General features: G+C 65.4%; 19 protein-coding genes. 5 read left to right on the forward strand and 14 right to left on the reverse strand.

What is annotated here, in order from left to right:
• The first annotated feature begins 145 nt into the window (after positions 1–145).
• From RFM68_RS21900 to nagA, 4 genes are read left to right on the forward strand one after another with little or no spacing between them, the layout of a single operon-like run.
• Positions 146–1,027 carry a glucosamine kinase nucleotide-binding domain-containing protein gene (locus RFM68_RS21900; RefSeq protein WP_320235087.1) on the forward strand — a complete coding sequence of 294 codons (882 nt, stop codon included), beginning with the start codon at positions 146–148 and terminating at the stop codon, positions 1,025–1,027.
• A complete protein-coding gene (locus RFM68_RS21905; protein ID WP_320235088.1) occupies positions 1,024–1,803 on the forward strand; it encodes a GntR family transcriptional regulator in 780 nt (259 codons plus the stop codon). Before RFM68_RS21900 ends, RFM68_RS21905 begins: the two co-directional genes overlap by 4 nt.
• Positions 1,800–2,831 carry an SIS domain-containing protein gene (locus RFM68_RS21910; protein ID WP_320235089.1) on the forward strand — a complete coding sequence of 344 codons (1,032 nt, stop codon included), beginning with the start codon at positions 1,800–1,802 and terminating at the stop codon, positions 2,829–2,831. Before RFM68_RS21905 ends, RFM68_RS21910 begins: the two co-directional genes overlap by 4 nt.
• Entirely contained in the window at positions 2,828–3,988 is a 1,161-nt protein-coding gene (nagA, locus tag RFM68_RS21915; protein ID WP_320235090.1) for an N-acetylglucosamine-6-phosphate deacetylase, read from the forward strand. The genes RFM68_RS21910 and nagA overlap by 4 nt, the downstream gene beginning before the upstream one ends.
• 175 nt (positions 3,989–4,163) lie before the next feature.
• Here nagA and RFM68_RS21920 read toward each other — a convergent pair whose 3' ends face one another.
• From RFM68_RS21920 to bcoG, 12 genes are all read right to left on the reverse strand, one after another.
• Positions 4,164–5,687 carry a malonate--CoA ligase gene (locus tag RFM68_RS21920; RefSeq protein ID WP_320235092.1) on the reverse strand — a complete coding sequence of 508 codons (1,524 nt, stop codon included), beginning with the start codon at positions 5,685–5,687 and terminating at the stop codon, positions 4,164–4,166.
• 83 nt (positions 5,688–5,770) lie between these two features.
• A complete protein-coding gene (locus tag RFM68_RS21925) occupies positions 5,771–6,526 on the reverse strand; it encodes a GntR family transcriptional regulator (RefSeq protein ID WP_320235093.1) in 756 nt (251 codons plus the stop codon).
• Between the two features lie 262 nt (positions 6,527–6,788).
• Positions 6,789–7,466 (reverse strand): ribulose-phosphate 3-epimerase, encoded by a 678-nt coding sequence (rpe, locus tag RFM68_RS21930; RefSeq protein ID WP_320235094.1) that lies wholly within the window; start codon positions 7,464–7,466, stop codon positions 6,789–6,791.
• Between the two features lie 187 nt (positions 7,467–7,653).
• Positions 7,654–11,532: a DUF7929 domain-containing protein gene (locus tag RFM68_RS21935; RefSeq protein ID WP_320235095.1), complete on the reverse strand. Its 3,879-nt coding sequence runs from the start codon at positions 11,530–11,532 to the stop codon at positions 7,654–7,656.
• An 11-nt stretch (positions 11,533–11,543) separates the two neighbouring features.
• Complete coding sequence (locus RFM68_RS21940) at positions 11,544–13,505, reverse strand: NHL repeat-containing protein (RefSeq protein ID WP_430694904.1); 1,962 nt, start codon at positions 13,503–13,505, stop codon at positions 11,544–11,546.
• Between the two features lie 572 nt (positions 13,506–14,077).
• On the reverse strand, positions 14,078–15,019 hold the full coding sequence (locus RFM68_RS21945) for an alpha/beta hydrolase (RefSeq protein ID WP_320235097.1): 942 nt from the start codon (positions 15,017–15,019) through the stop codon (positions 14,078–14,080).
• Between the two features lie 214 nt (positions 15,020–15,233).
• The gene (locus RFM68_RS21950; protein ID WP_320235098.1) at positions 15,234–16,016 is read right to left on the reverse strand and encodes a carnitinyl-CoA dehydratase; all 783 of its coding nucleotides are present in this window, start codon (positions 16,014–16,016) and stop codon (positions 15,234–15,236) included.
• On the reverse strand, positions 16,009–18,087 hold the full coding sequence (locus RFM68_RS21955; protein ID WP_320235099.1) for an acetate--CoA ligase family protein: 2,079 nt from the start codon (positions 18,085–18,087) through the stop codon (positions 16,009–16,011). Before RFM68_RS21955 ends, RFM68_RS21950 begins: the two co-directional genes overlap by 8 nt.
• Positions 18,088–18,151: 64 nt before the next feature.
• A complete protein-coding gene (locus RFM68_RS21960) occupies positions 18,152–19,315 on the reverse strand; it encodes an acyl-CoA dehydrogenase family protein (RefSeq protein ID WP_320235100.1) in 1,164 nt (387 codons plus the stop codon).
• A 4-nt stretch (positions 19,316–19,319) separates the two neighbouring features.
• Positions 19,320–20,447 (reverse strand): carnitine 3-dehydrogenase, encoded by a 1,128-nt coding sequence (locus RFM68_RS21965; protein ID WP_320235101.1) that lies wholly within the window; start codon positions 20,445–20,447, stop codon positions 19,320–19,322.
• A 2-nt stretch (positions 20,448–20,449) separates the two neighbouring features.
• Positions 20,450–21,073, reverse strand: coding sequence for an HD domain-containing protein (locus RFM68_RS21970; RefSeq protein ID WP_320235102.1), 624 nt, complete (start codon positions 21,071–21,073; stop codon positions 20,450–20,452).
• A gap of 15 nt (positions 21,074–21,088) precedes the next feature.
• Positions 21,089–22,006 (reverse strand): 3-dehydrocarnitine:acetyl-CoA trimethylamine transferase BcoG, encoded by a 918-nt coding sequence (gene bcoG / locus RFM68_RS21975; RefSeq protein WP_320235103.1) that lies wholly within the window; start codon positions 22,004–22,006, stop codon positions 21,089–21,091.
• Positions 22,007–22,138: 132 nt separating this feature from the next.
• Here bcoG and RFM68_RS21980 point away from each other — a divergent pair, with 132 nt between their 5' ends.
• Positions 22,139–23,119, forward strand: coding sequence for a GlxA family transcriptional regulator (locus tag RFM68_RS21980; protein ID WP_320235104.1), 981 nt, complete (start codon positions 22,139–22,141; stop codon positions 23,117–23,119).
• 60 nt (positions 23,120–23,179) lie between these two features.
• On the opposite strand, the gene RFM68_RS21985 is transcribed toward RFM68_RS21980, so the two are convergent.
• Together RFM68_RS21985 and RFM68_RS21990 are read right to left on the reverse strand one after the other, a co-directional pair.
• Entirely contained in the window at positions 23,180–23,965 is a 786-nt protein-coding gene (locus RFM68_RS21985) for a TIGR01458 family HAD-type hydrolase (protein WP_430694906.1), read from the reverse strand.
• Between the two features lie 60 nt (positions 23,966–24,025).
• Positions 24,026–24,229: a hypothetical protein gene (locus RFM68_RS21990; RefSeq protein WP_320235106.1), complete on the reverse strand. Its 204-nt coding sequence runs from the start codon at positions 24,227–24,229 to the stop codon at positions 24,026–24,028.
• Between the last annotated feature and the right edge of the window lie 165 nt (positions 24,230–24,394).

The following is a 24,394-nucleotide window of genomic DNA, read 5'->3' on the forward strand; positions in this document are numbered from 1 at the left end:
ATTAACGCTTTTCGGATGGGGGAATTCGATTGTCGGCAAATTCCCTCGGTTTTTCAATAAAATACTGCTTAATCTTTTTTGAACCGAAATTAACTCTTGGCTATTGGTATTTTATTGGTATTATCTGGACACGAGGAGAAATCGTGTGAAATTCGTGCTTGGCATCGATGGCGGCGGCACCAGCTGCAGGGCGGCTCTTGCGACCGTCGACGGCGCTGTCGTCGGTCGTGCCAGGAGCGGCGCCGCCAACATCCGCACCGACCTCACCGGTGCCCGCGCCAACATCGTCGAGGCGGCCCGGCAGGCTTTTCTCGCCGCCGGCGCGAATCCGGAGCTGATCCCGCGGACGCCGGCCATTCTCGGCCTCGCCGGCGCCAATGTCGGCACCTACCGGCAGCAGCTCGAGGCGATCCTGCCGTTCAGCAGGAGCCGCGTCGAAACCGACGCCGAGATAGCGCTCGAGGGCGCGGTCGGTCCCAATGACGGCGCCATGGCCATTCTGGGGACCGGCACCGCCTATATGGCGCGCAAAGCGGGCAAGTCGCGCGCCATCGGCGGTTGGGGTTTCCAGGTCGGCGACCAGGGCAGCGGCGCCCGCATCGGCCGCGACCTGCTGGAGCAGACGCTGCTTGCCTATGACGGCATCCGCCCCGGCTCGCCCTTGACGGACGCCATGCTCGCCGTCTTCCGCAACAATCCCGAAGACGTGGTCGAATTCACCACCAACGCCAAGCCGGGCGATTTCGGTGGCTTCGCGCCAAAGGTCTTCGACCACGCCGAAAAGGGCGACCTCGTCGCCAACTGGATCCTCGGCAAGGCGGTTGCCGATGTCGAGGCTTCGCTCGGCGCGCTCGATCTTGCCGACGATGCGCCGCTTTGCCTGCTCGGCGGGCTGGCGCCGCTTTATGCGCCGCGCCTGTCGGCGCGCTATCAGGCGCTGCTGAAAGCCCCGCTCGACGATGCGCTCGGCGGCGCCGTGCAGATGGCCGTGCGCGTCTTCGCAAGCGGTCCGAAGGCCGCCCCATGAACGCCGCCGACCAGATATTCGCCATGCTGAGGGAATCCTCGCAGAGCGGCGCGCCGCTTTACCTGCAGCTCAGGCGCAGCATCGAGGAGGCGGTCAATCGCGGCCTGATCGGCCCCGGCGACGCGCTGCCTTCCGAGCGCGACATCGCCAGCAAGGCCGACATATCGCGCGTCACCGTGCGCAAGGCCGTGCAGGACCTGGTCAAAGGCGGCGTTCTCGTCCAGCGCCATGGCTCGGGCACCTTCGTCGCGCCGCGCATGGAGCGCGTCGAGCAATCGCTGTCGAGGCTCACCTCCTTCACCGAGGACATGGCGCGCCGCGGCATGAGCGTCCGCTCGGTCTGGCTCGACCGCGGGCTTTACGCGCCGTCGCCGGACGAGATGATGGTGCTTGGCCTATCCTCGACCGAGCTGGTGGCGCGCGTCGCGCGCCTGCGCATCGCCAACGACACGCCGCTGGCGATCGAGCGCGCCGCGATTTCGGCGAGCGTGTTGCCGGATCCCGAGGCGATAGGCTCCTCGCTATATGCGGCGCTGGGAACGACCGGTAATCGCCCGGTGCGCGCCGTGCAGCGCATCTCCGCCACCAATCTGGGCGACGCCGATGCGCTCCTGCTGGAAGTGTCCTCCGGGGTTGCCGGTCTGCAGATCGAGCGTATTTCCTATCTGGCGAGCGGCAAGGTGATCGAGTTCACCCGCTCGGTCTACAGAGGCGACGCCTATGATTTCGTCGCGGAACTCCGGCTGACCGGGCCGGGAGAGGAGATCCGGCCATGACCCCGGCCACCACCCATATGCGGCGCGAGATCGATGAGATCCCTGAAGCCGCCGCCCGCCTTCTCGACGGCTCGGCTTCGGCGCTGGCCGAGGCCGGCCGCGGCCTGCGCGAGCGCGACCCGCAATTCGTCGTCACCGTGGCGCGCGGCTCGTCCGACCACGCCGCGACCTTCATGAAATACGCCGTCGAGCTGACGGCAGGCCTTGCCGTTGCCTCGGTGGGGCCGTCGATCGCTTCGATCTATGGCGCCAAGCTCAGGCTGCGCGGCTCCGCCTGCCTGGCGGTGTCGCAGTCGGGCAAGAGCCCCGACATCGTCGCCATGGCCGAAACCGCAAGGGCCGGCGGCGCGCTCACCGTTGCCATCACCAACACGGCCGACTCGCCGCTGGCGCGCGCCTCCGACTACGCCATCGACATTCTGGCTGGGCCGGAACGCAGCGTCGCGGCCACCAAGACCTTCGTTAATTCCGCCGTTGCCGGCCTGGCGCTGATGGCGCACGCCACCGATGACCAGCCATTGCTTCGGGCGCTCGCCGGCCTGCCCGGCCATTTCGAGAAGGCGATCGCCTGCGACTGGATGGCGCTCGCCGGCGCTTTGGAGAACCCGCAATCGCTGTTCATCCTCGGCCGCGGCCCATCCTTCGCGATCGCCAGCGAGGCGGCGCTGAAATTCAAGGAAACCTGCGCCATGCATGCCGAGGCCTATAGCGCCGCCGAGGTCATGCATGGACCGTTGGCGCTGGTCGGGCCGGGTTTCCCGGTTCTGGCGCTCGCCGCGCGCGATGCGTCCGAACCCTCCGTCGCCGAGGCGGCCGACGGCCTGACGGCCAAGGGCGCCGCCGCTTTCATCACATCCGATAAGGCGAAGGCCGCGAGGCTTCTGCCGCATGTCGCCACCGGCCATCCGCTGACCGATCCGCTGCCGCTGATCGTGTCCTTCTACGGTTTCGTCGAGGCCTTCGCGCGCCATCGTGGGCTCGACCCCGATACGCCGCGCAACCTGCGCAAGGTGACGGAGACCGTATGAGCGACCGTTTCGCGCTCACCGGCGCCCGCATCTTCGACGGCGCCGACTGGCATGACGACGCCGCCCTCGTCGTCGATGGCGAGGTGGTCGAGGCCATCCTGCCCGCAGGCGCCATTCCGTCCGGCGTTTCGGCGGTCGAGGCCGGCGGCGGCCTGCTGGTGCCCGGTTTCGTCGACATCCAGGTCAATGGCGGCGGCGGCGTCATGCTCAACGACCATCCCGATGTCGCCTCGATCCAAACCATCTGCGGCGCGCATGCGCCCTTCGGCACCACGGCGCTGCTGGTGACGCTGATCACCGACACGCCGTCGATCACCGCCGCCGCAATTGCCGCCGGCGCCGAGGCGGCCCGGGAAAAGGTGCCGGGTTTCCTCGGCCTGCATCTCGAAGGGCCGCATCTCTCCGTAGCTCGCAAGGGCGCGCATGATCCGGCGCTGATCCGGCCGATGACCGATGCCGACCAGGCGGCCTTGATCGCGGCGCATCAGGATCTACCCGTGCTGCTCACCACCGTCGCGCCGGAATCGGTCGAGCCTGCCCGTGTCGCGGCGCTGGCCAAGGCCGGCGTCGTCGTCAGCCTCGGCCATAGCGACACCGACTATTCGACGGCCAGCGCCTTCGCCAGTGCAGGGGCAACGGTCGTCACACATCTGTTCAACGCCATGAGCCAGATCGGCAACCGTGAGCCGGGTCTGGCGGGGGCGGCGATCGACACTGGCGGCTTGTACGCCGGCATCATCGCCGACGGCATCCATGTCCATCCGGCAACGATGATCCTTGCGCTGCGTGGCAAGCAAGGACCAGGCAAGATCCTGCTCGTCACCGATGCCATGGCGACGATCGGCACCGACATGACGTCGTTCACGCTGAACGGTCGCACCATCTACCGCAAGGACGGCAGTCTCAGGCTTGCCGACGGCACGCTCGCCGGCGCCGATCTCGACATGATTTCCGCCATCCGCTACGTCCATCGCGTCGTCGGCCTGGATCTCGACGAGGCCCTACGCATGGCCTCGCTCTATCCCGCCGAGGCAATCGGCCAGGCGCATCGCCTCGGCCGTTTCGCCAACGGCACCGCCGCCGACATTGTCGGCCTGTCGGAAGACCTCGTCGTCAGGAGGGTCTGGATTGGCGGCAAGAAGGTTTTTGGAGCGTAAGCCCATCCTTCGTCATACTCGGGCTTGACCCGAGTATCCATTCCGTGACCTCCTCAGAGTGCAACGGTGCAGAATTCTGTAGCCGTTCCAACGCCTTAGCGTAACGGCATGGATTCTAGGGTCTTCGCGCGTCGCTTCGCTCCTTGCTCCGCCCTAGAATGACGACGCAGTCTTATTAGCCGGCTTTCACCGCGTAGATATCCTTATACGCCTCGCGCAAAACGTTCTTCTGCACCTTGCCCATCGTGTTGCGCGGCAGTTCGTCGACGAAGATCACCTGTTTCGGATGCTTGTATTTCGCCAGCCGACCAGCGATAGCGTCCGCAATATCGGCCGCATCTAGCGCCGATCCCGGTTTGCGCACGACGACCGCGGTGACGCCTTCGCCGAAATCCGGATGGGCGATGCCGATCACAGCGCTTTCGCTGACGCCGTCGAGCGCGTCGATCTCGCTTTCGATCTCCTTCGGATAGACATTGAAGCCGCCCGAGATGATCAGGTCCTTGCCGCGTCCGACGATATGGACATAGCCGTCGGCATCGATCAGCCCGAGGTCACCGGTGATGAAGAAGCCGTCGTCGCGGAATTCGGCCCTGGTCTTCTCCGGCATCCGCCAATAGCCGGCAAAGACGTTGGGGCCCTTGACCTCGATCGTGCCGATCTCGCCCTGACCAAGCCGCCTGCCATCCTCGGGATCGGTTATGCGCAGCGAAACGCCGGGCAGTGGGAACCCGACCGTGCCGGCGCGCCGCTCGCCGTCATAAGGGTTGGACGTGTTCATGTTCGTCTCGGTCATGCCGTAGCGCTCGAGGATGGCGTGGCCGGTGCGCTCGCGCCAAGCCTTGTGCGTCTCGGCCAGCAACGGCGCCGAACCGGAGATGAAGATTCGCATACCCTTGGCAGCCTCTTTTGTCAGGCCGTCCTGCTGAAGCAGCCGCACATAGAAGGTCGGTACGCCCATCAAAGCCGTCGCGCGCGGTATCAGCGACAGGATGCGCGCCGGGTCGAATTTCTGCTCGAACAGCATTGTCGCGCCGGCCATCAGGATGACGTTGGTGGCGACAAACAGGCCGTGCGTGTGGAAGATCGGCAGCGCGTGTATCAGCACATCGTCGGCGCTGAAGCGCCACTGCTCGACCAGCACGCGGGCATTCGAGGCGAGGTTCTCGTGGCTGAGCATCGCGCCCTTGGAACGGCCGGTCGTGCCTGAGGTGTAGAGGATCGCGGCAAGATCGTCCGGCCCGCGCTCGACATCGATGAAATCCGCCACCTGCCGCGAAGCCTGGCTGGCAAGCGTTCCCTGTCCGTCGCGGCCAAGCGTGAGCACCGTGGCGCCGATCGACGCAGCAAGCGGTTCGACACCGGATAGACGGTCCGGATCGCACACGATCAGCCTCGGTTCGGCGTCCCGGAAGAAATAGTCGAGCTCCGGCAGCGTGTAGGCAGTGTTGAGCGGCAGGAAGACCGCGCCGGTGCGCAGACAGGCGAGATAGAGCAGCGCCGCCTCCGGGCTCTTCTCGACCTGGACGGCGACGCGGTCGCCGGGCTCGACGCCCGCCTGCGCCAACCCATGCGCCAGTTGCGCGGACTTCGCCAGCATGTCGCCATAGGTGATCGAGCGGCCGTCATCCGTCTCCATCAGCAACCGGCCGGCCGCCGGCATACGGGAACGGAAAGCGCTGAAGAGATGGTTGGTCATGCTTTTTCCCCGGCCTCATGGCCGAGGACATTTAATACATCGGCCTGACCGGAGCGAATATCAGATTTGCCTGCGACGGGCAGCTACATGGGCCGCTGTTTGCGACTGCGCGCGGATTTGGCTGAGCCGGCTCTAGGGTCGTAGCCCTCGTTGAGGCGCGCCGTGCACATCTCCGCCGTCAGCCGGTAGTGGCTGAGCAGGGCTTCGACCGCGCCGTCGGCGTCGCCATCCAGCGTCCGTTCGGCAATTGTCCGGTGCTCGCCGAGGTCGTCGCGTTCGGAGCCTGGACCGCGCTGCGAGATCAGCCTGTAGCGGGAGGCCTGGTCGGAAAGCTGGTCGCAAAAGCCAATCAGCCAGTGCGACCGGCAAGCGGCAATCAGCGCGCGATGAAAGGCGCGGTGCAGCTTCTCCCATTCCGGATTGTTGGTGGTTGGCTCATCGGGCTGGCGCCGCTCGGCGCGCGCCAGCCGGTGTAAGGCAAGCACCAATTGCTCTTCCCAATCGGCCGTGCGATGGGCGATGGATTCGCGCAATGCGCGTTCTTCCAACCAGCAACGCGTGCGGGTCAGTTCCTCCAGCTCCGTCGCGCTCGCCGGCATGAGGAAGAAGCCGCGCTGGTCGTGCCGCCCGAGCAGGCCTTCGGCGGCAAGTCGGTTGAGTGCCTCGCGCACCGGCGAAGCGCCTGCGCCATAGCGCGAAACGACCCATTCGACGCGCAGCTTGCTCTCGGCCTCCAGCGCGCCGCGCAAAAGATCGTCGCGGAGCTGTTGGTAGACCGAACTGGCCAGCGTGCTTTTGGCACCCTTGCCTTCGCCCGACGCGGCGTTTGCGTTTGTCAATCGAACTCCTGTTGCTTGCCCCTGATTTGTCAGGGCCCCTCGGCGAAGCAATCTCCCGTACACGTATCATACAGGCGGGCAATGGCGCCTCAAAGCGGAAGATGACGATATTCGACTTTAAGACAAGGCAGTTGGTCTATTTACTGGGGGAAGTAGAATCGCGACAAAAAAGCCGGTCTTCTGCATCGCTTGATATATTGAACAGTCGTTCAATCGCCGCCGCGGTTATGCAACTCCCGCGAGAGGTGAGTCGGTTATACGTTTAACTGGCTGCCCTGTCGGCAGCCGTGCGAATTGCTTCGATATTTGCCCTGTAGGCTTCGACACTGCCGCCCTTGAAGACGGCGGCGCCCGCCACCAGCACATTGGCGCCGGCCGCCGTCACCAGCGGCGCCGTTTCGGCCGAGATGCCGCCATCGATCTCGATGCGGATCGGCCGGCTGCCGATCAGCGCCTTCACCCGTTTGACCTTGTCGACGATCGCCGGGATGAACGCTTGGCCGCCGAAGCCCGGATTGACCGTCATGATCAGGATCAGGTCGAGCCGGTCCAGCACATATTCGATCGCCGTTTCCGGCGTCGCGGGGTTCAGCGAGACGCCGGCCTTCTTGCCGAGGTTCCTGATGGTCTGCAGCGAGCGGTCGAGATGCGGCCCGGCTTCGGCGTGCACCGTCATGCCGTCGCAGCCGGCCTCGGCGAAGGCCGCCAGGTAAGGGTCGGCAGGCGCAATCATCAGATGGCAGTCGAAGAAGGCCTTGGTGCGGTTGCGGATCGCCTTGATCACCGGCGGGCCGAAGGTGATGTTGGGCACGAAATGGCCGTCCATCACGTCGAGATGGATCCAGTCCGCGCCGGCCGCCGCAACAGCCTCGACCTCATCGCCCAGCTTCGAGAAATCCGACGCCAGGACCGATGGCGCGATCAGGGTTTTCTTGCTCATGCTGCGGCCTCGTCTCGTTTGTCCGAACGCAAATGTCAGGACTGCCTAGAGCATTTTGCAGCCAAGTGGAATCACCTGGCGCCGCAGAAATGCGGCCAAGCAAGATGACGATGCCGGAAAGGGGAAGCTGCGGGCAGGAAAAACCCGCCGGATTGCTCCGGCGGGTTTCCTGTCCAGCCGTCGGAATTTACGGCTTGAAGTTCTGGATGTTGGCGCCTGCCGGATTCTGATCCTGCAGCACGCGCCGCGGCTGGCGCTGCGGCAATAGACGCAGCAGGTTAGGGTTGAGCAGTATGCCGGGGTTGATCTCGATGCCCGGCTGCCTGCGGATGGGCATGCAGTCCGGGAACCGTCCGGTCGTGCCTGCCGGGCAGCGCTTGATCAGCACCGGCTGGCACTGTCCGTCGATGTAGCGCGAGCCCGGCGCACATTCCTGTTGCGGCTTGCGGCAGGCGCCGTCGCGAACCTCGGTTCCACGCGGGCAGACGCAGTCGCCCCGCTTGTTGTGGACCTGGCCGCGGATATTGCACTGCTCCTGGCTCGGCTTCGGCCGCTGGCAGGCTTTGCCCCGCACCTCCAGCCCGTCCGGGCAGGCGCAGTTGCCGGTGGCGTCGCGCACCTGGCCGCGGATCGGGCATTGCCTCGACACGACCGGACGGCAGGCACCGTCACGCACCTCCATACCTCGTGGACAGACGCAATCGCCGTCGGCATTGCGGGACTGCCCCCGGATACGGCACTGGGCGGGCGGCTGCCTGTCAGGCACGCAGGCCTTGGCCACCCGGTCGAGATGCGTGTTGTCCGGGCAGGTGCAGCCGTTTCCGTCCGAAGTCGGCACGGCGCCGCGTACCGTGCATTTCGGCGGGATGACCTGGCACACACCGTTCACCAGCTCGCCACGCCGGCACACGCAATTGCCGTCCTGGTCGCGGTACTGGCCGGGATGCAGCGTGCACTGCGGCTCCTGCGGCTGATTGCCCCGCATGCACTTGCCGTTTTCCAGCTCCGTGCCGCGCGGACAGACGCAGCGTCCGTCAGCTGTCCGGATCTGGCCCTGCAGCAGGACGCAGCGCGGCGGCACCGGCAGCGGCAAGAGCTTGGTGCCCCCACCACCAGAGCATTGCCCGTTGCGGAAGGTGGTGCCGTCCGGGCAGGCGCAACGGCCGGCCGAGTTGGGCACCAGCCCATCCGAGCACTGGCTCTTCACCTCATGCCTGATGGTGAAGGGGTGGCACGCATAGGCCTTGCCGCGATTTCCCTGGATGGTGGTCAGGTCGCGCGACAGCAGCTCGTCGCCGCCCTGAACCGGCGTGTTGGGGGAGAGCACGCCGACGCAGTTCTGCCCGCTGACCGAACCCTGCAGATTGGCCAGACGCCCATCCTCGGGAAGGATCACCGTGACGTGGTGGCTATGGCTTTCGCCAGCCCCCAGCGTCAAATTGGCGATGCAGGATGCGGGCAGTATCGTCGGTTCCGGCGAGCAGCCGAAGGGTGGGTCGATCGAAGTGATCTCAACGCCTTCCAGCCGGCCGAGACCCTCGACACCGATCGCATCGCCGATGCGAACCGGACCGGAGAAGGGGCTCGAGCCATCGTTCGTGATGGTGATCTCGAACGAGCAGGGTTGGCCGGGCTGGCACTCGGCATCGCCGGTCTTCTCGACACGGATGGTCGAGCCGCCGCCGCCCTTGGCGCAGGCCTGGCCGATGGGATAGACGATGTCGTCGCCCGGCGCCGGCCCATAGGAGCCGCGCGCGCAGTTCTCGAACTCGCCATTGCCGCTCACCGTCACGTCGAAGTGCCGGCTGGTTCCAGGTGTCATCACGGCGCCCGGGATCTGGCAGGACAGCGAGTTGGCGGGCACCGGCCCGCAAGCCCACTCCGCGCCGTCGGGGGTGACGGTCTGGATCTGGACGGGCGCACCGCCCGACACCAGCACGGCGGCGTCGCTCACCCGCACCGGACCGGTGGGGGCGGCAGTGCCGGCATTGGTGACGGTGATGCGGCAGGAAACCGCGGCGGCACTGGCCAGCGAGCCGTCGCATGTCTTGGTGATGCGCATGCCGGGCTGGCCGCCATTTGGATGGCGGATGCTCTCGGTCGCGCAAGCCTTGTTGTTGGCAAGGTCGACCTCGCCGGGAATGCCTTTCACCTCGGCGCAGTTCTCCACGGTGTCCGGCCGGTAGTTCGCCGGCATCACCGCCTTGACGACGATCGGCGTCGATGCGCCCGAAGGCAGCGAGATGCCGGCATTGTCGCAACGGAACTGGCCGGGGCCGTTCGGTCCGCAGGTCCATGGCGGGCTCGGCCCGAAGGTCGATGAGGTCGGCGCGCCACTCGGATAGTTGTCGATCACCGTCAGCGGCCCGTTATAGGTGTCGGTGCCGTTGTTGATGATGTCGATCACGAAGAAGCAGACGCCGTCCGGCGTGCAGACCGGGATGCGGGCGCGCTTCTTCAGGATCAGGTCGACCTTCTTCTCGACCGGAGGCTGGCACTGCGGATCGCGATCGCCACGGCGGCAGATCGGGATCGAGGCGCAGCCGCGGTCATTGAGCTGGCTGCCGAACAGAGGCTTGCCGCTTGCGCCATAGTTGTAGGTGGCGCAGTTGCGCAGCACGCTGCCCTGCCAGCCGCCGGCCGGCTTGAAGCCGAGCTTGAGGTTGACCGAGGCGCCGGGGTTGAGCGTCGTCACCGGATAGGTGCACGTCATCGGTGTCGTTCCGGGTGCGCAGACCCAGGGCGCATTCGGCCCTGAGGTCAGCACGGAGCCGGCCGGCAGCGTGACCTCGTCGAGCACGATCTTGCCGTTATAGGGCGCGTCGCCGACATTGGTGACGGCGATGGTGAAGTCGCAGCCGCCGGCCATCGTGCAACGCGGCACGTCGGCATGCTTCTCGACCTTGAGGTCCGGTTCCTTATCCCTCGGCGGGCATTTGAGGTCACGCGGGATGACGATGTCGATCGTCTGGGTGCAGCACAATCCCCAGCCTTCCTTCGGGCCGGCATAGGTCTCGATGCCGGTGATGACGAGATGGATGGCCTCGCCTGGCGAGGCGCCGATGATCTTCCAGTTCAGCACGCCGCCGCCGACAGGCGCCTTCTGCGTGTCGGGAACGATGGTGATGCCGGGCGTCGTTGTCGACACCTGCACCCACTTGCCGCCCATCTCGGGACCGACCGGCATGTGGTAGATGAAGGCGCCGCCGCCGGGCACGCAGTCGACCGTGCCGCGCTCGATCTTGAAGCATTCCTTGCCGGGAGGCGGCGGCGGCGGATTGCACTTGCTCAGGTCGATCTTGATCGAGGTCTTCACGCCGGTCAGGAAGTCGCCGTCGTCCGGCTTGTCCGGATCCTGCGATCGGATCGCGGTCGCCGGACCGCCCCTGAAGGCCACCTCGATCTCACCCTGGTTGTCGACCGTCGTCGGCACGGGGAAGGTTGCATGGTCCAGCTTGGCCGTGATCCGGAAGGTGATGACGCGTTCGTTCGCGGCGCCGACGCCATCGAGGTTGGAAGCGCTGATGCGAAAATTGGAAACGGTTGCCGTATCGTTCGGGCCGGCCGACGTGCTGATCGAAGCAGCGGGCAGCGGTCCGCCGGAGGCGCTGGTGCCGTCGCCGGCGACATCGACGCTGACGATCTGCAAGCCGTGCGGCAGCTGGTCCTTGAAATCGAGCCTTGTCGCTTTCAGCAGGGCAGCCACGCTCGGCCGGTCGAAGTCCTGCGGGTCGCCATGGATGCCGAAGCTCAGGACATACTCGACGGTATCGCAGCTTCTCTGGCCGCCTTTCTTGGTGAAGAAGGGCACGATGCGCGCGAGTTCCGAGTTGATGCCGCGCGGGTTCCCGGGATTGATGCCGGGTTTGGGATTGGCGGCCTGTTCGATCTTGGCAGGCGCGGTGTCTTCGGCAAGCGCTGGCAGCGCCGGCATCATGGCGACCGCGACACCGGCCGCCATCAGCCAGCGCGCGCCGCGCCTGGCGTATGACAGGGGTTTCACGATCGTCTCCATGAGGGTTTTGGTGTCGCGCGAGGCGAGGCGGGAAAGGGCGAGATTATCCATCTGTCCCTCCCTCAACGTTCGCAGCTGACGGCTGGCGTTCTGAGCGGCAGCGTCATCTTGCAGCAAGGGTAGTAGCCGCCCTTGTCCTGGTCGGACTTGCGGTAGAAGCAGAGCCCGACATTGACGGTGTCGCCAGGAAAATGGCCGGTGATGTCGATCGTGTAGGGTTTGCCCGGGACATGCGACATGGGGGTTGTCACCCCGACGCCGGGCGTCCTGGACTGCGCCTTGATCGAATCGCCGCCGAAGCCGGCATGGTCATGGAGATAGAGATCGGCCTGAAGCCCGCGCGGCGTGCAGTAGTAATGCACGTCCTCGACATCCACGCAGGGCGGCAGATTGCCGGGTGGCGGGAAGTCGGGCGGATAGAACGGAGGCAGGTAGCCGCCCGGGATTTCCTCATAATAGCCGGCGCGGCCCTCGCAGGGGCGCCAGACCCTGACGTCGCCGACATGGCCTTCGACCTCCGGGTCCTCGAAATAGCCGTCGAAGTCGACGAACCACGAGCCGAAAGGCGGAACATTTGCCGGCTTGACAAGCGTGCTCGGCGTCAGCTGCACGCCATGCACCGCGAGCGGCCCGCCTGCGGCAAGGCGCTCGGCAAGCTCGGGATTGTCGCGCAACTTGTCGCCGGTGTTGACGACGGTGTCGGTGCACACGCTCGTGTCGAGATTGCCCTCGGCGTCATAGCTATACTGCAGGTCGACGCCGCCGGCCGACTGGCGGTTGCCTTGCGGGAAGCCGACGGCATATTCCTGCGGCACCTCGACCCAGACCGATTCCGTCGCCGGATCGTCCGGATCCTCGCGCCAGTAGCGGATCAGCTCGCCTTTGCCGGAATCGGCGAAGCGGCTGTAGTCATAGCGGTTCTCGACCGGGCCGCGCTGGGCGAGATACATGAAGCCCTTGTTGTCGAAGGCGATGTCGGTGACGGCATAGTCCTTGTCGGCCTTGACCGTCAGTTCCCAGCGCGGATCGCCGGCAAAGGTGCCGTCGCGCGCAATGCCGACCGACCATATCTCGGACTTTTCGCCGACCGAATAATAGAGCCGGCCGCCGTGATAGGAGACAGCCCAGACCCGGCGTTCGTCCTGCGTGTAGCCCCAGGTCTCGGGATCTTCCGTGTCGAAGGCCGCGCCCTGGATGTCCATGACGGCGCCGTCGTCGGCGACGGGGGCGAGCCCATGCGCCGGCCGCCCGGCAACGCCATGGTCGAACGTGTCGATCAGGTGGCCATTGGCATCGATGCGATGGATCAGGCCCGTGTCGAGGTCCGAGGCGAAGAATTGGCGGTGGATCGGGTCGAAGGCGAGGTTGCCGATGCCCGACCCGCTATTGGTGTCGATGTCGGCGAATTTCGAGACGGCGCCGGTGATGCCGTCTATCTTCCAGATGGTGCCTGGACCGCCGCCATTTTCGGTGCCGAACTGGCCGTCCATGAAAGAGGCGCCGGCGGTGCCGCGGCGCTGCCGCTCCGGACGCCCGTCACTGTCGGCGTCCGGCGTCACGACCTCGACGCCATGCAGCGAGGTCGCGGCGGCATAAAGGTTGGGAATGCCGGACGGCATGCCATCGCGCACACCGTCGTCATAGGTCAGGCCGAACACCTCGCCGATCTGCCCGGCCGTCACCTCGAGGGGCGGCGGCGTGAACACGAGCTGGCCGGAGGCCGGGCCCCCGAGATGCGAGACGTCGAAGATGCGCAGGGACGCGCGGGAAGTGTCGATGAAGGTCTCGTCGACTGGATCGACGCCGGGCGGCAGGCCCTGCTCGAAATCAGGGATCACGGTGCCGGGGAAGCCGGTGACCGCCATCGAGCCCGGATAGATGATCTGGGTTTCCTGCGCCTTGGCGGCGCTGCCAAGCCAGAGCCCGGCGGACAGCGCCAAGGCAAGAATTCCACTGCTTGTGGTGACTGCGCGGCGCAAATGGCCGGCGTGAGAACGCACGAACGGGCCGCGAACGCCAGACATTGAACTCCCCCCGAAGCCGCTAGGAGAAACGCCCATTCCTACCGCGCCAACCAGGGCAAGGCGCGGCGTTGCGGCACGTTCTTCCCCGATCGAATTGTCTGCTTTCCTCTGCACGACGATACGCCTGCTCCTATGGAGGGTCAACGGAATCAGCCGAAAGCCCAGCGCGTCGACCGCTTCCCGAAGGCGGTGATCGCGCCGGACTCCCGTTGTTCCCGGAGACCGCGGAGTCTCTGGGCTTCTGGTCATGGTGGCTTTCCCTTTCCGGCCGCACCATTGCGGCGCCTGACCGTCAGTCGCCGTCAGGCGTGGAAAGGTTCATGTGAGGATTGCGGCGCGGAGAGCACCCCGGCTGCTAATGCATGTCGCCCAAAAGTGCGCAGCGGTTTTGGGACAACGATATGCATCAAAACAAAGACTTAAAGCGCGTCGCCTGAATCCGTTTCATCGCGACGCGCTTTAATACATGTCGCCCAAAAGTGCGCAGCGGTTTTGGGACAACGACATGCATCAAAACAAAGACTTAAAGCGCGTTGCCTGAATCCGTTTCATCGCGACGCGCTTTAGGGGCGTTACCAGATCCAGTCGCCTCGACCGAGCGCCGATACCGCCTCGACGATCCGGGCGAAGCTTGTTCGTGCCCGGCCGACCATGTGCCGGCCCCTGAGATAGCCGTGCACCAGCCCCGGCTCCTCGAACCAGGCGGCATATCCGCCGGCCGCGACGACACGGTCGCGATAGGCTTCGCCGTCGGACGACAGCGGATCGCATTCCGCAGTGATCAACACCGTCGGCGGCAGGTTTGCGAAATCGCCATCGGCGAGCGGATACAGCGTGATGTCGCCGGTCCGGTCGACGCCGCCGGTGCGAATATGTTTGTAGAAGTCGAGATCGCGCACGGTCAGCATCGGCGCCTCGGCATGTGTCACGTAAGAGCCGCGCGAATGGTCACCGCCAAGGCCGGGGTAGATCAGCATCTGGCCCGTCGGCTTCTTCGCATGGCCGCGCGTCGCATGCGCGACAGCCGCGCAGAGATTGCCGCCGGCGCTGTCGCCGCAAAGCACGACAGGGCAGTCATAGGTTCTGGTGGCCCATTCGAAGGCGTCCATGGCGTCGTCGAAGGCCGTCGGATGCAGATGTTCCGGCGCCAGCCGGTAGTCGACCGAGACCACCTCGTAACCGGTGCGGGCACAAAGCTCGGCGCAGACATCGTCATGGCTGTCCAGCCCGCCAAGGATGAAACCGCCGCCGTGGATATAGAGCACCATCGCGGCATTGTCCGGGGCGGCGTTGCGGTAGATGCGGATCGGGATGCTGTTCGCCGGCGTGGCGATGGCTGTCGTCTCCGCGGTCACGCCTTGCGGATAGCCGGCAAAGAACTCCCGGCACATCCGGTCGTAGATCGTGCGCTGCTGGGGAACCGTGTAGTCGATCGTGTCCGGCGGATAATAGGAGTTGGTCTTCTCGATGAAGGCCCAGGTTTCGGCGTCGATCAGGGTTCTGTAGTCGGTCATGAAAGACGACCAACTTTTGACGATAGCGCCCAGGCACCCCCCTCTGTCCTGCCGGCCATCTCCTCCTCAAGGGGGGAGATTAGCAGTTCCGGCGAAGCCGCCCTTTCGGCAACGTCCGAGATTGGCGAAAGCGACGGCGACATCCGATCTCCCCCCTTGAGGAGGAGATGCCCGGCCGGGCAGAGGGGGGTGCCTGGCGCTGTCATCTGCAGGCTCACTTCCCCTTCCACACCGGGTCGCGCTTCTCCGCGAACGCGCGGAACCCTTCCATATTGTCTTCCGAACCATAGAGTACATCGACCGTCGGCAACTGCCGGCGCGTCACCTTGTTCATGGCGTCCTGGAAGGTCAGGGCCTCGGCCACGCGCGCCGTCTCCTTGATCGACGCGAAGACCAGCGGCGGGCCGCTGGCTAGAAGCCTGGCGATCTCCCAGACGCGCTCTTCGAGCTTTTCCTTAGGCAGCACCTCGTTGACCAGGCCCCAGCGATGCGCCTCGGCGACATCCATCCAGCGGCCGGTGAACAGAAGGTCCATGGCGATGTGGTAGGGAATGCGCTTCGGCAGCTTGATCGTCGCCGCATCGGCGAGCGTGCCGGCGCGGATCTCGGGCAGCGCGAAGGAGGAATGGTCCGAGGCGTAGATCAGGTCGCAGGACAGTGCCAGCTCGAAGCCGCCGCCCACCGCCATGCCGTTGACGCAGGCGATCACCGGCTTGTTCAGGTCGCGCAATTCCTGCAACCCGGCAAAGCCGCCGACGCCATAGTCGCCGTCTACCGCATCGCCGGCGGCGGCGGCCTTCAGGTCCCAGCCGGCGCTGAAGAACTTGTCGCCGGCCGTCTTGACGATGGCGACGCGTAAGTCAGGATCGTCACGGAACGCCTTGAAGGTCTTACCCATCAGCTGCGAGGTCTTGAGGTCGATGGCATTGGCCTTCGGCCGGTCGAGCGTGACTTCGAGGATCGCGCCTTCGCGGCGGGTGGTGATGACGTCAGCCATTCTTCTTTTCTCCAAGCACCAGCAGGGCATCCGCGATCCAGGCGCCCTTGCCTTCGGCGCATACGATCAGCGGGTTGATGTCGAGCTCCTCGATCTCGCCGGCATTCTTCTGGACGAAACCGGCAATGCCGGCGATGGCGTCGATGGCAGCCTTCACATCGGCCTTCGGCCGGCCGCGATAGCCTTCGAGCAGCGGATAGAGCTTCAGGCCGCGCAGAGCCGCCTCGATGTCGTCGCGCGTCGCCGGCAGCATCAGGGTGACGCTGTCGCGCAAAAGCTCGACCAGCACGCCGCCGGTGCCGAGCGTCATTACCGCGCCGAACATCGGGTCGCGGGTGAAGCCGACGATCAGCTCTGCGACGCCGTCGCGCACCATGCATTCGGCATAGAGGCCGGTGCCGAGCGGCAGGAGATCATGCGCGGCCGTGCTGACGGATTCGGCGTCCTTGAGGTTCAGCCTGACGGCGCCGACTTCCGATTTGTGCGTCACGCCCAGCGCCTTCAGCGCCACCGGGAAGCCAAGCGCCATCGACGAGATCACCGCCTCCACCGCGGTGGAGCCTCGCTCGCCCTTCGGCACCGGCAGGCCGGCCGTGATCAGCCTTTCCTTGGCCTCGGCTTCGTCGGGCGTCACGCGTTTGGCCTCGGACGCGCCTGCCGCCGTGGTGTCGACCGGCTGCGCCTGCGGCTCGCGCCAGGCCCAGCCGATGAAGGCGGCTGCTTGCGCGGCGTCCATCGCTTCAGAAATGCCGAACAACGGCACCATGCCGCGCGCCATCAGGCCGGCGGTGTATTCCTCCGGCAGGTTTTCCGGCAGCGAGGACACGATCGCGCCCTGCGCATTATTGGTCTTCAGCGCCGCTTCGAAGGCGCGCAGCGTCGCCCACCAGTCGACGTCGGAGCAGCGGTCGGGGCGCGGGAAGTCGAGCACCAGCATGTTAAGGTCAAAGCCGCCCGACACCATAGAGGTGAAGGTGGCCGTCATCGCCGGCTCGTTGTTCCAGATGAAGGTGTGGTAGTCGAGCGGATTGGCGACCGCGACCAGCGGCCCGAGCGTCGATTTGACATGCGCCCGATGCCTTTCCGTCAGAACCGGAAAAGTGACCCAGCGCCCTTCGGCGCTGTCGGCCATCACGGAAGCCTCGCCGCCCGAGCAGCTCATCGACGACAGCCTGTAGCCGGGCAATGGGCCGGTGATGTGCAGGAGCTTCAGCGCCTCGATGAAGGCCGGGATGGAATCGACGCGCGCAATGCCCAGACGTTTCAGGAACGCGCCGGAGGCGGCGTCAGAGCCGGCCAGCGAGGCGGTGTGCGACACCGTCGCCTGCCGCGCCTGTTCGGACCGCCCGACCTTCATGGCGATGATCGGTTTCTTCAGTTCGCGCGCCCGCGCCGCCAGCTTCTCGAAGCCGGCTACCGAGTCGAACGCCTCGATATGCAGGCCGAGCGAGGTGACACGCTCGTCCTCGATCAGGCCGAGCGCCATCTCGGACAGGCCGGTCTGCGCCTGGTTGCCGGCCGTCATCAGGAAGGCGATCGGCAGACCGCGCTTCTGCATCGTCATGTTGATGGCGATGTTGGACGACTGGGTGATGATGGCGACGCCCTTGCCGCCTTCGGCGAGCCTGATGCCGCCATGCTGGTCGGGCCAAAGCAGCGCGCCGTCGGCATAGTTGATCAGGCCGTAGCAATTCGGACCGATGATCGGCATCCGGCCGGCGGCGGCGACGAGCTCCGCCTGCAACCGCTCGCCATCCTCGTCATAAGCCTCGGTCTCCAGAAAGCCCGCGGCAAAGCAGACGGCGCCACCGGCGCCGCGCTCGGCCAGCGCCTTGATCACCTCGATGGTGAGATGCCGGTTCACGCCGACAAAGGTGGCGTCCGGCGCGCCCGGCAGGTCGGCCACGGAGCGATAGGCCTTGCGGCCGGCAACCTCGTCCTTGGTCGGGTGCACCGGCCAGATTTCGCCGGCAAAGCCCATCTTGATCGACTGCGCCACGACGGCGGCGGCCTGCGCCCCGCCGAACACGGCGATCGATTTCGGGCGCAGGAGACGTTCGAGTTTATGCATGGCCATCTTTTCGTTTGAGCGCGATCTTGTCCAAAGCCGGATCCCGGCTTTGGAGCATCATGCTCTAAGCTCCGAACGGACGCAGCAACGCCCGCGAAATAATATGTCGCTGAATCTCCGACGTGCCTTCCCAGATGCGCTCGACGCGCGCGTCGCGCCAGATGCGCTCAAGCGGCAGGTCGTCCATCAGCCCCATGCCGCCATGGATCTGGATGGCTTCGTCGGCGACGAATGCCAGCATCTCGGTGGCCTTCAGCTTGGCCATCGCCATGTCCTGATCGGTGACCGTGCCCTGATCGTACTTCCAGCCGGCTTCGAACACCATCAAATCGGCGGCCTTCAGTTCCGTCGCCATATCGGCGAGCTTGAAGGAGACGCCCTGGAACTTGCCGATCTGCTGGCCGAACTGCTGGCGCTGCGCGGCATATTCGATGGCGTGTGACAGCGCGCGCTCGGCGCGGCCGAGGCAGGTGGCGCCGACCTGCAGGCGCGTGGCGCCGAGCCACGAATTGGCGACGTCGAAGCCCTTGTGCACTTCGCCGAGCACCTGGCTTGCAGGCAACCGGCAGTCATCGAATTCCAAGATCGAGTTGGTGTAGCCGCGATGCGAGACGTTGCGGTAGCCGTCGCGCACCGAAAAACCCTTGGTGCCCTTGTCGACGAAGAAGGCGGTGATCTTCTTGCGCTTGCCGCGCGGGGAATCTTCCTCGCCCGATGCCATGAAGACGATGGCGAAGTCGGCGATGTCTGCATGGCTGATGAAATGCTTGGTGCCGTTGAGCACCCAGTCCGAACCGTCCTGCACGGCGGTCGCCTTCATACCGCGCAGGTCGGAGCCCGCACCCGGCTCGGTCATCGCCAGGCAGTCCCACTTCTCCCCTCGGATGCAGGGGAAAAGATACTTTTCGCGCTGCTCCGGCGTGCCGGCAAGCAGGATGTTGGAGGGACGCGCCACGCAGGTCCAGTGCAGCGCATAGTTGGCGCGGCCAAGCTCCTTCTCGTAGAGCAGCCAGGTCACCGTATCGAGCCCCGCGCCGCCGACATCGGCCGGCATGTTGGCCGCGTACAGCCCGGCCTCGATCGCCTTGGCCTTTAATTCGTCGATCAGCTCGCGGCGCAGCACGCCGGTGCGCTCCACCTCGCGCTCATGCGGGTAAAGCTCGTTCTCGACGAAGGCGCGCGTCGTCTCGACGATGAGTTTTTGCTCTTCCGAAAGACCGAAATCCATAACCTCAGCCCTTCTTCTTGCTCTTTTTCGCCTTATCAGTCTTGGCGGGTTTTTCGGCCTTTGCCGGCTTGGCGTCCTTCTTCGCCGGCTTGGCGGTTTTGGCCTTGTTGTCAGCCTTATCAGCCGGCTTTGCCGCCAGCTTGGCAAGCTGTTTGGTGTAGTCCCTGTGCAGCGCGCCGGCGCCCCAACCCTTGCCCTTGTTCTGCCTCGACAGCGCTTCCATGATCGCGACCAGATTGTCGTCGCGGATGCGCTCCAGCTCGCGGATCGACAGGCCGTGCGCCTGCTCGTCCGACTGCGTGGCGATCAGGTCGACCAGTTCGTCGTTGAACTCCGGCACGTCCATCAGCTTGGTCCACGGCCATTTCAGGCAGGGTCCGAACTGCGCCATGAAGTGGCGCATGCCGGCTTCGCCGCCGGCGACCCGATAGACCTGGAACATGCCCATCTGCGCCCAGCGCAGGCCGAAGGAATAGCGCATGATGTCGTCGAGTTCCTCGACGGTGCAGATGCCGTCCTTGACCAGCCACAGCGCCTCGCGCCAGGCGGCTTCGAGCAGGCGGTCGCCGACGAAGGCCTCGATCTCCTTGCGCACCACCACCGGCTTCATGCCGATCGAGGCGTAGAGTTCCTTGGCGACCTCGATCGCCTCGGGGAAAGTCTGCTCGCCGCCGACGATCTCGACCAGCGGCAACAGATAGACCGGGTTGAACGGATGGCCGACGACGAGCCGCTCCGGATGCTTCTTCATAGCCACCTGCATGTCGGTCGGCTTGATGCCGGAGGTCGACGAGCCGACAATCGCATTGGCCGGCGCATGCGCGTCGATTTCGACCAGCACGCGGTGCTTGAGGTCGAGCCGCTCCGGCACGCTTTCCTGGATGAAGTCGGCGTCGGCCACCGCCTCGGCGATGGTCTTGGCGAAGGTGAGCTTGCCTTCCTTGGGCAGGCCGCCGGGCAGCATCTGCTTATAGGCGCGGCGTGCGCCCTTCATCACTTCGCCGACCTTGCGCGAAGCCTCCGGATCGGGATCGAAGATCGAGACGTCGATGCCGTTCAAGAGCAGCCGCGCCACCCAGCCGGCGCCGATGACGCCGCCGCCGATGGCGGCCGCCTTGTTGATGATGCTCATGGTCAGGCTCCGGTTCTTACCTTGGCTGTTTCTGGATCGGTGAGGGCCACGCGCTCGCCGGCGCGGATCACCGCCGGGTCGTAGGCCTTGCGGGCGAAGACTTCGAGCACGAACGGCCGGAAGAATTCGATCGGCAGCATCTCGTAATCGGGGTCGAAGCTCGACTGGTCCCAGCGCTCGCAGAACTGGTCGCAATCGTCGAAATAGGCATGGCCGGCGAAGCGCTCGCGCGCATGCCGGTTGCCGCCCAGATGATGCGCGTAATAGAGGCGCTGGAAGTCGCCGTGCTTCTCCACCACCCAGGTGCATTGCTCGCGCACGAACGGCTTCAGGATCGTCGCTGCATATTCGTCGTGGTTGTAGGGCGCATAGATGTCGCCGATGTCGTGCAGCAGCGCGCAAGCGATCCAGTCGGTGTCGGCGCCGTCGCGCCAGGCGCGCGTCGCCGCCTGCAGCGAATGGCCGAGCCGGGTGATCTTGTAGCCGGACAGGCCCTCGTCGAGCTGCACGAGGGCGTCGAGCAGCCGCTCGCCTGTCTTGGCGGCATAGTCGATCTCATGGGCGGTCAGGAATTCGTAGTCTTGCCTGTCGCCATCCTTCATAGCGGTGAATTTGACGGTAGCCATGTGCTGCTCTCCAAACTATGCCGCGATCGGCGCCCGCTTGGTGAGGTTGAGCTTCTTGCGCACTTCCTCCGGTCCCAGGATCCTGGCGCCGAGATTGGTGACGATGCCGGCCGCGCGTTCGACCAGTTGCGCGTTGGTGGCCAAAACGCCCTTGTCGAGCCAGAGATTGTCTTCCAGCCCGACACGGACATTGCCGCCGGCCAGCACCGCCGCCGCGGCATAGGCCATCTGGTTGCGGCCGATGGCGAAGGCCGACCAGTTCCAAGTCGATGGCACGTTATTGACCATCGCCATGAAGGTGTTGAGGTCGTCCGGCGCGCCCCACGGCACGCCCATGCAGAGCTGCACCAGCGCGTCCGCGTTCAGCACCTTCTCCTCGACCAATTGCTTGGCGAACCACAGATGCCCGGTGTCGAAGGCCTCGATCTCGGGCTTGACGCCCAGCGCCGTCATCATGCCGCCCATGGCGCGCAGCATACCGGGCGTGTTGGTCATCACATAGTCGGCCTCGGCGAAGTTCATCGTGCCGCAATCCAGCGTGCAGATCTCCGGCAGGCACTGGCGCACATGTTCCATGCGGTTGGTGGCGCCGCCCATGTCGGTGCCCTTCTCGTTGAGCGGCAGCGGCGCTTCCGGCGAGCCGAACACCATGTCGCCGCCCATGCCGGCGGTAAGGTTCAGCACAACGTCAACATCTGCCGCGCGGATGCGCTCGGTCACTTCGCGGTAGAGATGCACGTCGCGCCTAGGCTTGCCGGTCTCTGGGTCGCGCACATGGCAGTGGACGATGGCGGCGCCCGCCTTGGCGGCGTCGATCGCCGAATCGGCGATCTGCTTGGGCGAGCGCGGCACATGCGGGCTGCGGTCCTGCGTGCCGCCGGAGCCGGTCACGGCACAGGTAATAAAGACCTCACGGTTCATCGCGAGCGGCATCTTTGATCCTCCCAGATTCGATCGGCCATGCATGCCGCCCAAGAGAGGGAGCCGACAATGGCACGGCATGCATAGGAATTCATCAAGAATGCCCGACTTGCCGGAAACTGTTTTGCGTTTTACGAAGGTCCCATGATCAAAAGCGAAAAGCCGACCATCTTTCGGTCCGAGCGCGAGACGCTCAAGGTGACGTTCCTCGCGTTTTCGGGCTCGTCGATCATGTGTGTCGCCTCGGCTGTTGACCCGTTGCGCGCGGCGAACCGCATTTCCGGCGAGACCTTGTTCGATTTCAAGCTGGTCTCGGTCACCGGCGAGGCGCCGGTCACCACTTGCGGCCTGCCGGTGGCGGTCAGCGGCCGCTTCGACGCCACCGAGCCAACTGACATGCTGGTGGTCGTTGCCGGCTTCGGTACCCAGAACTACGCCACGTCGGCATTGCTTGCCGGCCTGCGCAGGGCGGCGAGGACGGCCCGCGCCTGCGGCGGCATCGAGGCCGGCACCTGGCTGGTGGCCCGCGCCGGCCTGCTCGAAGGCCGCAGCGCCACCACGCATTGGGAGGACATGGAGGATTTTTCCTCAGCCTTTCCCGGTATCGATGTGCGGCCGGACCGCTATGTCATCGACGGGCCGGTGTTCACCTCGGGCGGCGCGTCGCCGACCTTCGACCTGATGCTGCATCTCATTCGCACCCGACTCGGCATGGCCGTGGCGCTCGATGTCGCCAGCGTCTTCATCTACGACCAGGCACGCGCGGCGACCGACGCGCAGCCGCTGGTCTCGCTCGGCCGTCTCGACGGCTACGACCCGCGGCTTGCCCAGGCGATCCGGTTGATGGAAGCGCATGTCGACGAACCGCTGACCATCGACGCGGTGGCCAAGCGCGCCGGCGTGACGGCAAGAACGCTGGAAAGCATCTTCCGCAAGTCGATCGGCGAGACGCCGGGCGCCTACTATCTGAGGCTGCGGCTCGGCGCCGCGCGGCGCCTGGTGGTCGACACGCGCATTGCCATGGCCGATATTGCCGGGCGTACCGGCTTCTCGTCCGCCGCGGCATTTTCCAGGGCATTTTCAAGAGCGTTCGGCGAGGCGCCGGTCAGGCTTCGGCGCGGCTGATGCATGTCGCCCAAAAGTGCGCAGCGGTTTTGGGACCACGACATGCATCAAACAAAAACTTTAAAGGGCGTCGCCCGGATCCGTTTCAGTGCGGCGCGCTTCAAGTATCCAGTCGGTGGCGGCAGCGAGATCGTCCACCAGTGCCGTGGGTGGCGGATCGAAGCGTGTTTCGTCGCCGGGTCGGTACTTGCCGGTCCGCACGAGAAGAGCCGCGCCAAGCCCGGCACGCAGCGCGCCGGCGACATCGCTCTCGGCATCGTCGCCGACCATGACCGCCTCGGCCGCCGGACAGTTCAGATCGGCGAGCGCCGAATGGAAGAAATCCGGCGAGGGCTTGCCAAGCACGACAGGACTTCGGCCGCTGGCGAATTCGAGGCCCGCCACGAAGGCGCCGGCATCGAGGCTGAGCAGGCCGTCGGCATCCTTGAAGGTACGGTTGGTGGCCAAAGCCACAAAATCGGCGCCGGCAACCAGCTCGCGAAACGCCCGGTTGAGGCTGGCATGATTGAAGGCCTCGCCGGCATCGCCGACGACGACAGCGCGTCCGCTACCCGAGTCCAGCCCGGAAAACTCGACCTCGAGGTCTGGATGGACGAGCAGATGAGGCCGGCGGCCATGCCTGCGCAGCCATTCGACCGCGGCGCGCGCCGGAGTCAGCAATTCTTCGTCCGTCACCTCGATGCCCAACGCGGCAAGCTGCGCGATGATTGCACTGCGCGGCGAGCGTGTCGTGTTGCTGACGAAACGAAGCGGCAACCCGGCCTTGCGCAAACACTCGACCGCGGTCACGGCGCCCGTGATCGGGATGTCGCCATCATGGATGACACCCACAAGATCAAGCAGCACCGCGCGTATCATCGGTGCAGGATGGAGAAGCTGCCTCTTTTCGTCAAATCACGGGAATTGTCAGGCGGCGTCGTGGCCTTCGCGAACTATGCGTGAGCGCATGCTCTTGGCCAGCGCGGTTTCCAGTCGCGCGGCGACCGCGCGATCCCATTCATTGGTCTTGCGCGCGCCGTCCTTCGGATGCGGCAGCGCCATCAACCGGTCGATGATCGATCCAGCCTCACTGGGAGAGAGCAGGGCGTCGATTTCGCGTTCGTGCTGCATACGTTTCGCCTCCTTCTTTCCTTCCCGCCACGTCTCCACAATATAGGAAGTCCGTGACGGCTGTTTGAAGGCAAGAGCGGGGCGATTGATGGGCAGCGCGGGGCAAAACCTTGTCGTGCGGTTTCACCCCGAGCGGAAAATGATTTCCGGCTAAGCGGCGCCCGA

The sequence above is a fragment of the Mesorhizobium montanum genome (genome assembly GCF_033977145.1).
Taxonomy (GTDB): Bacteria; Pseudomonadota; Alphaproteobacteria; order Rhizobiales; family Rhizobiaceae; genus Mesorhizobium; species Mesorhizobium montanum.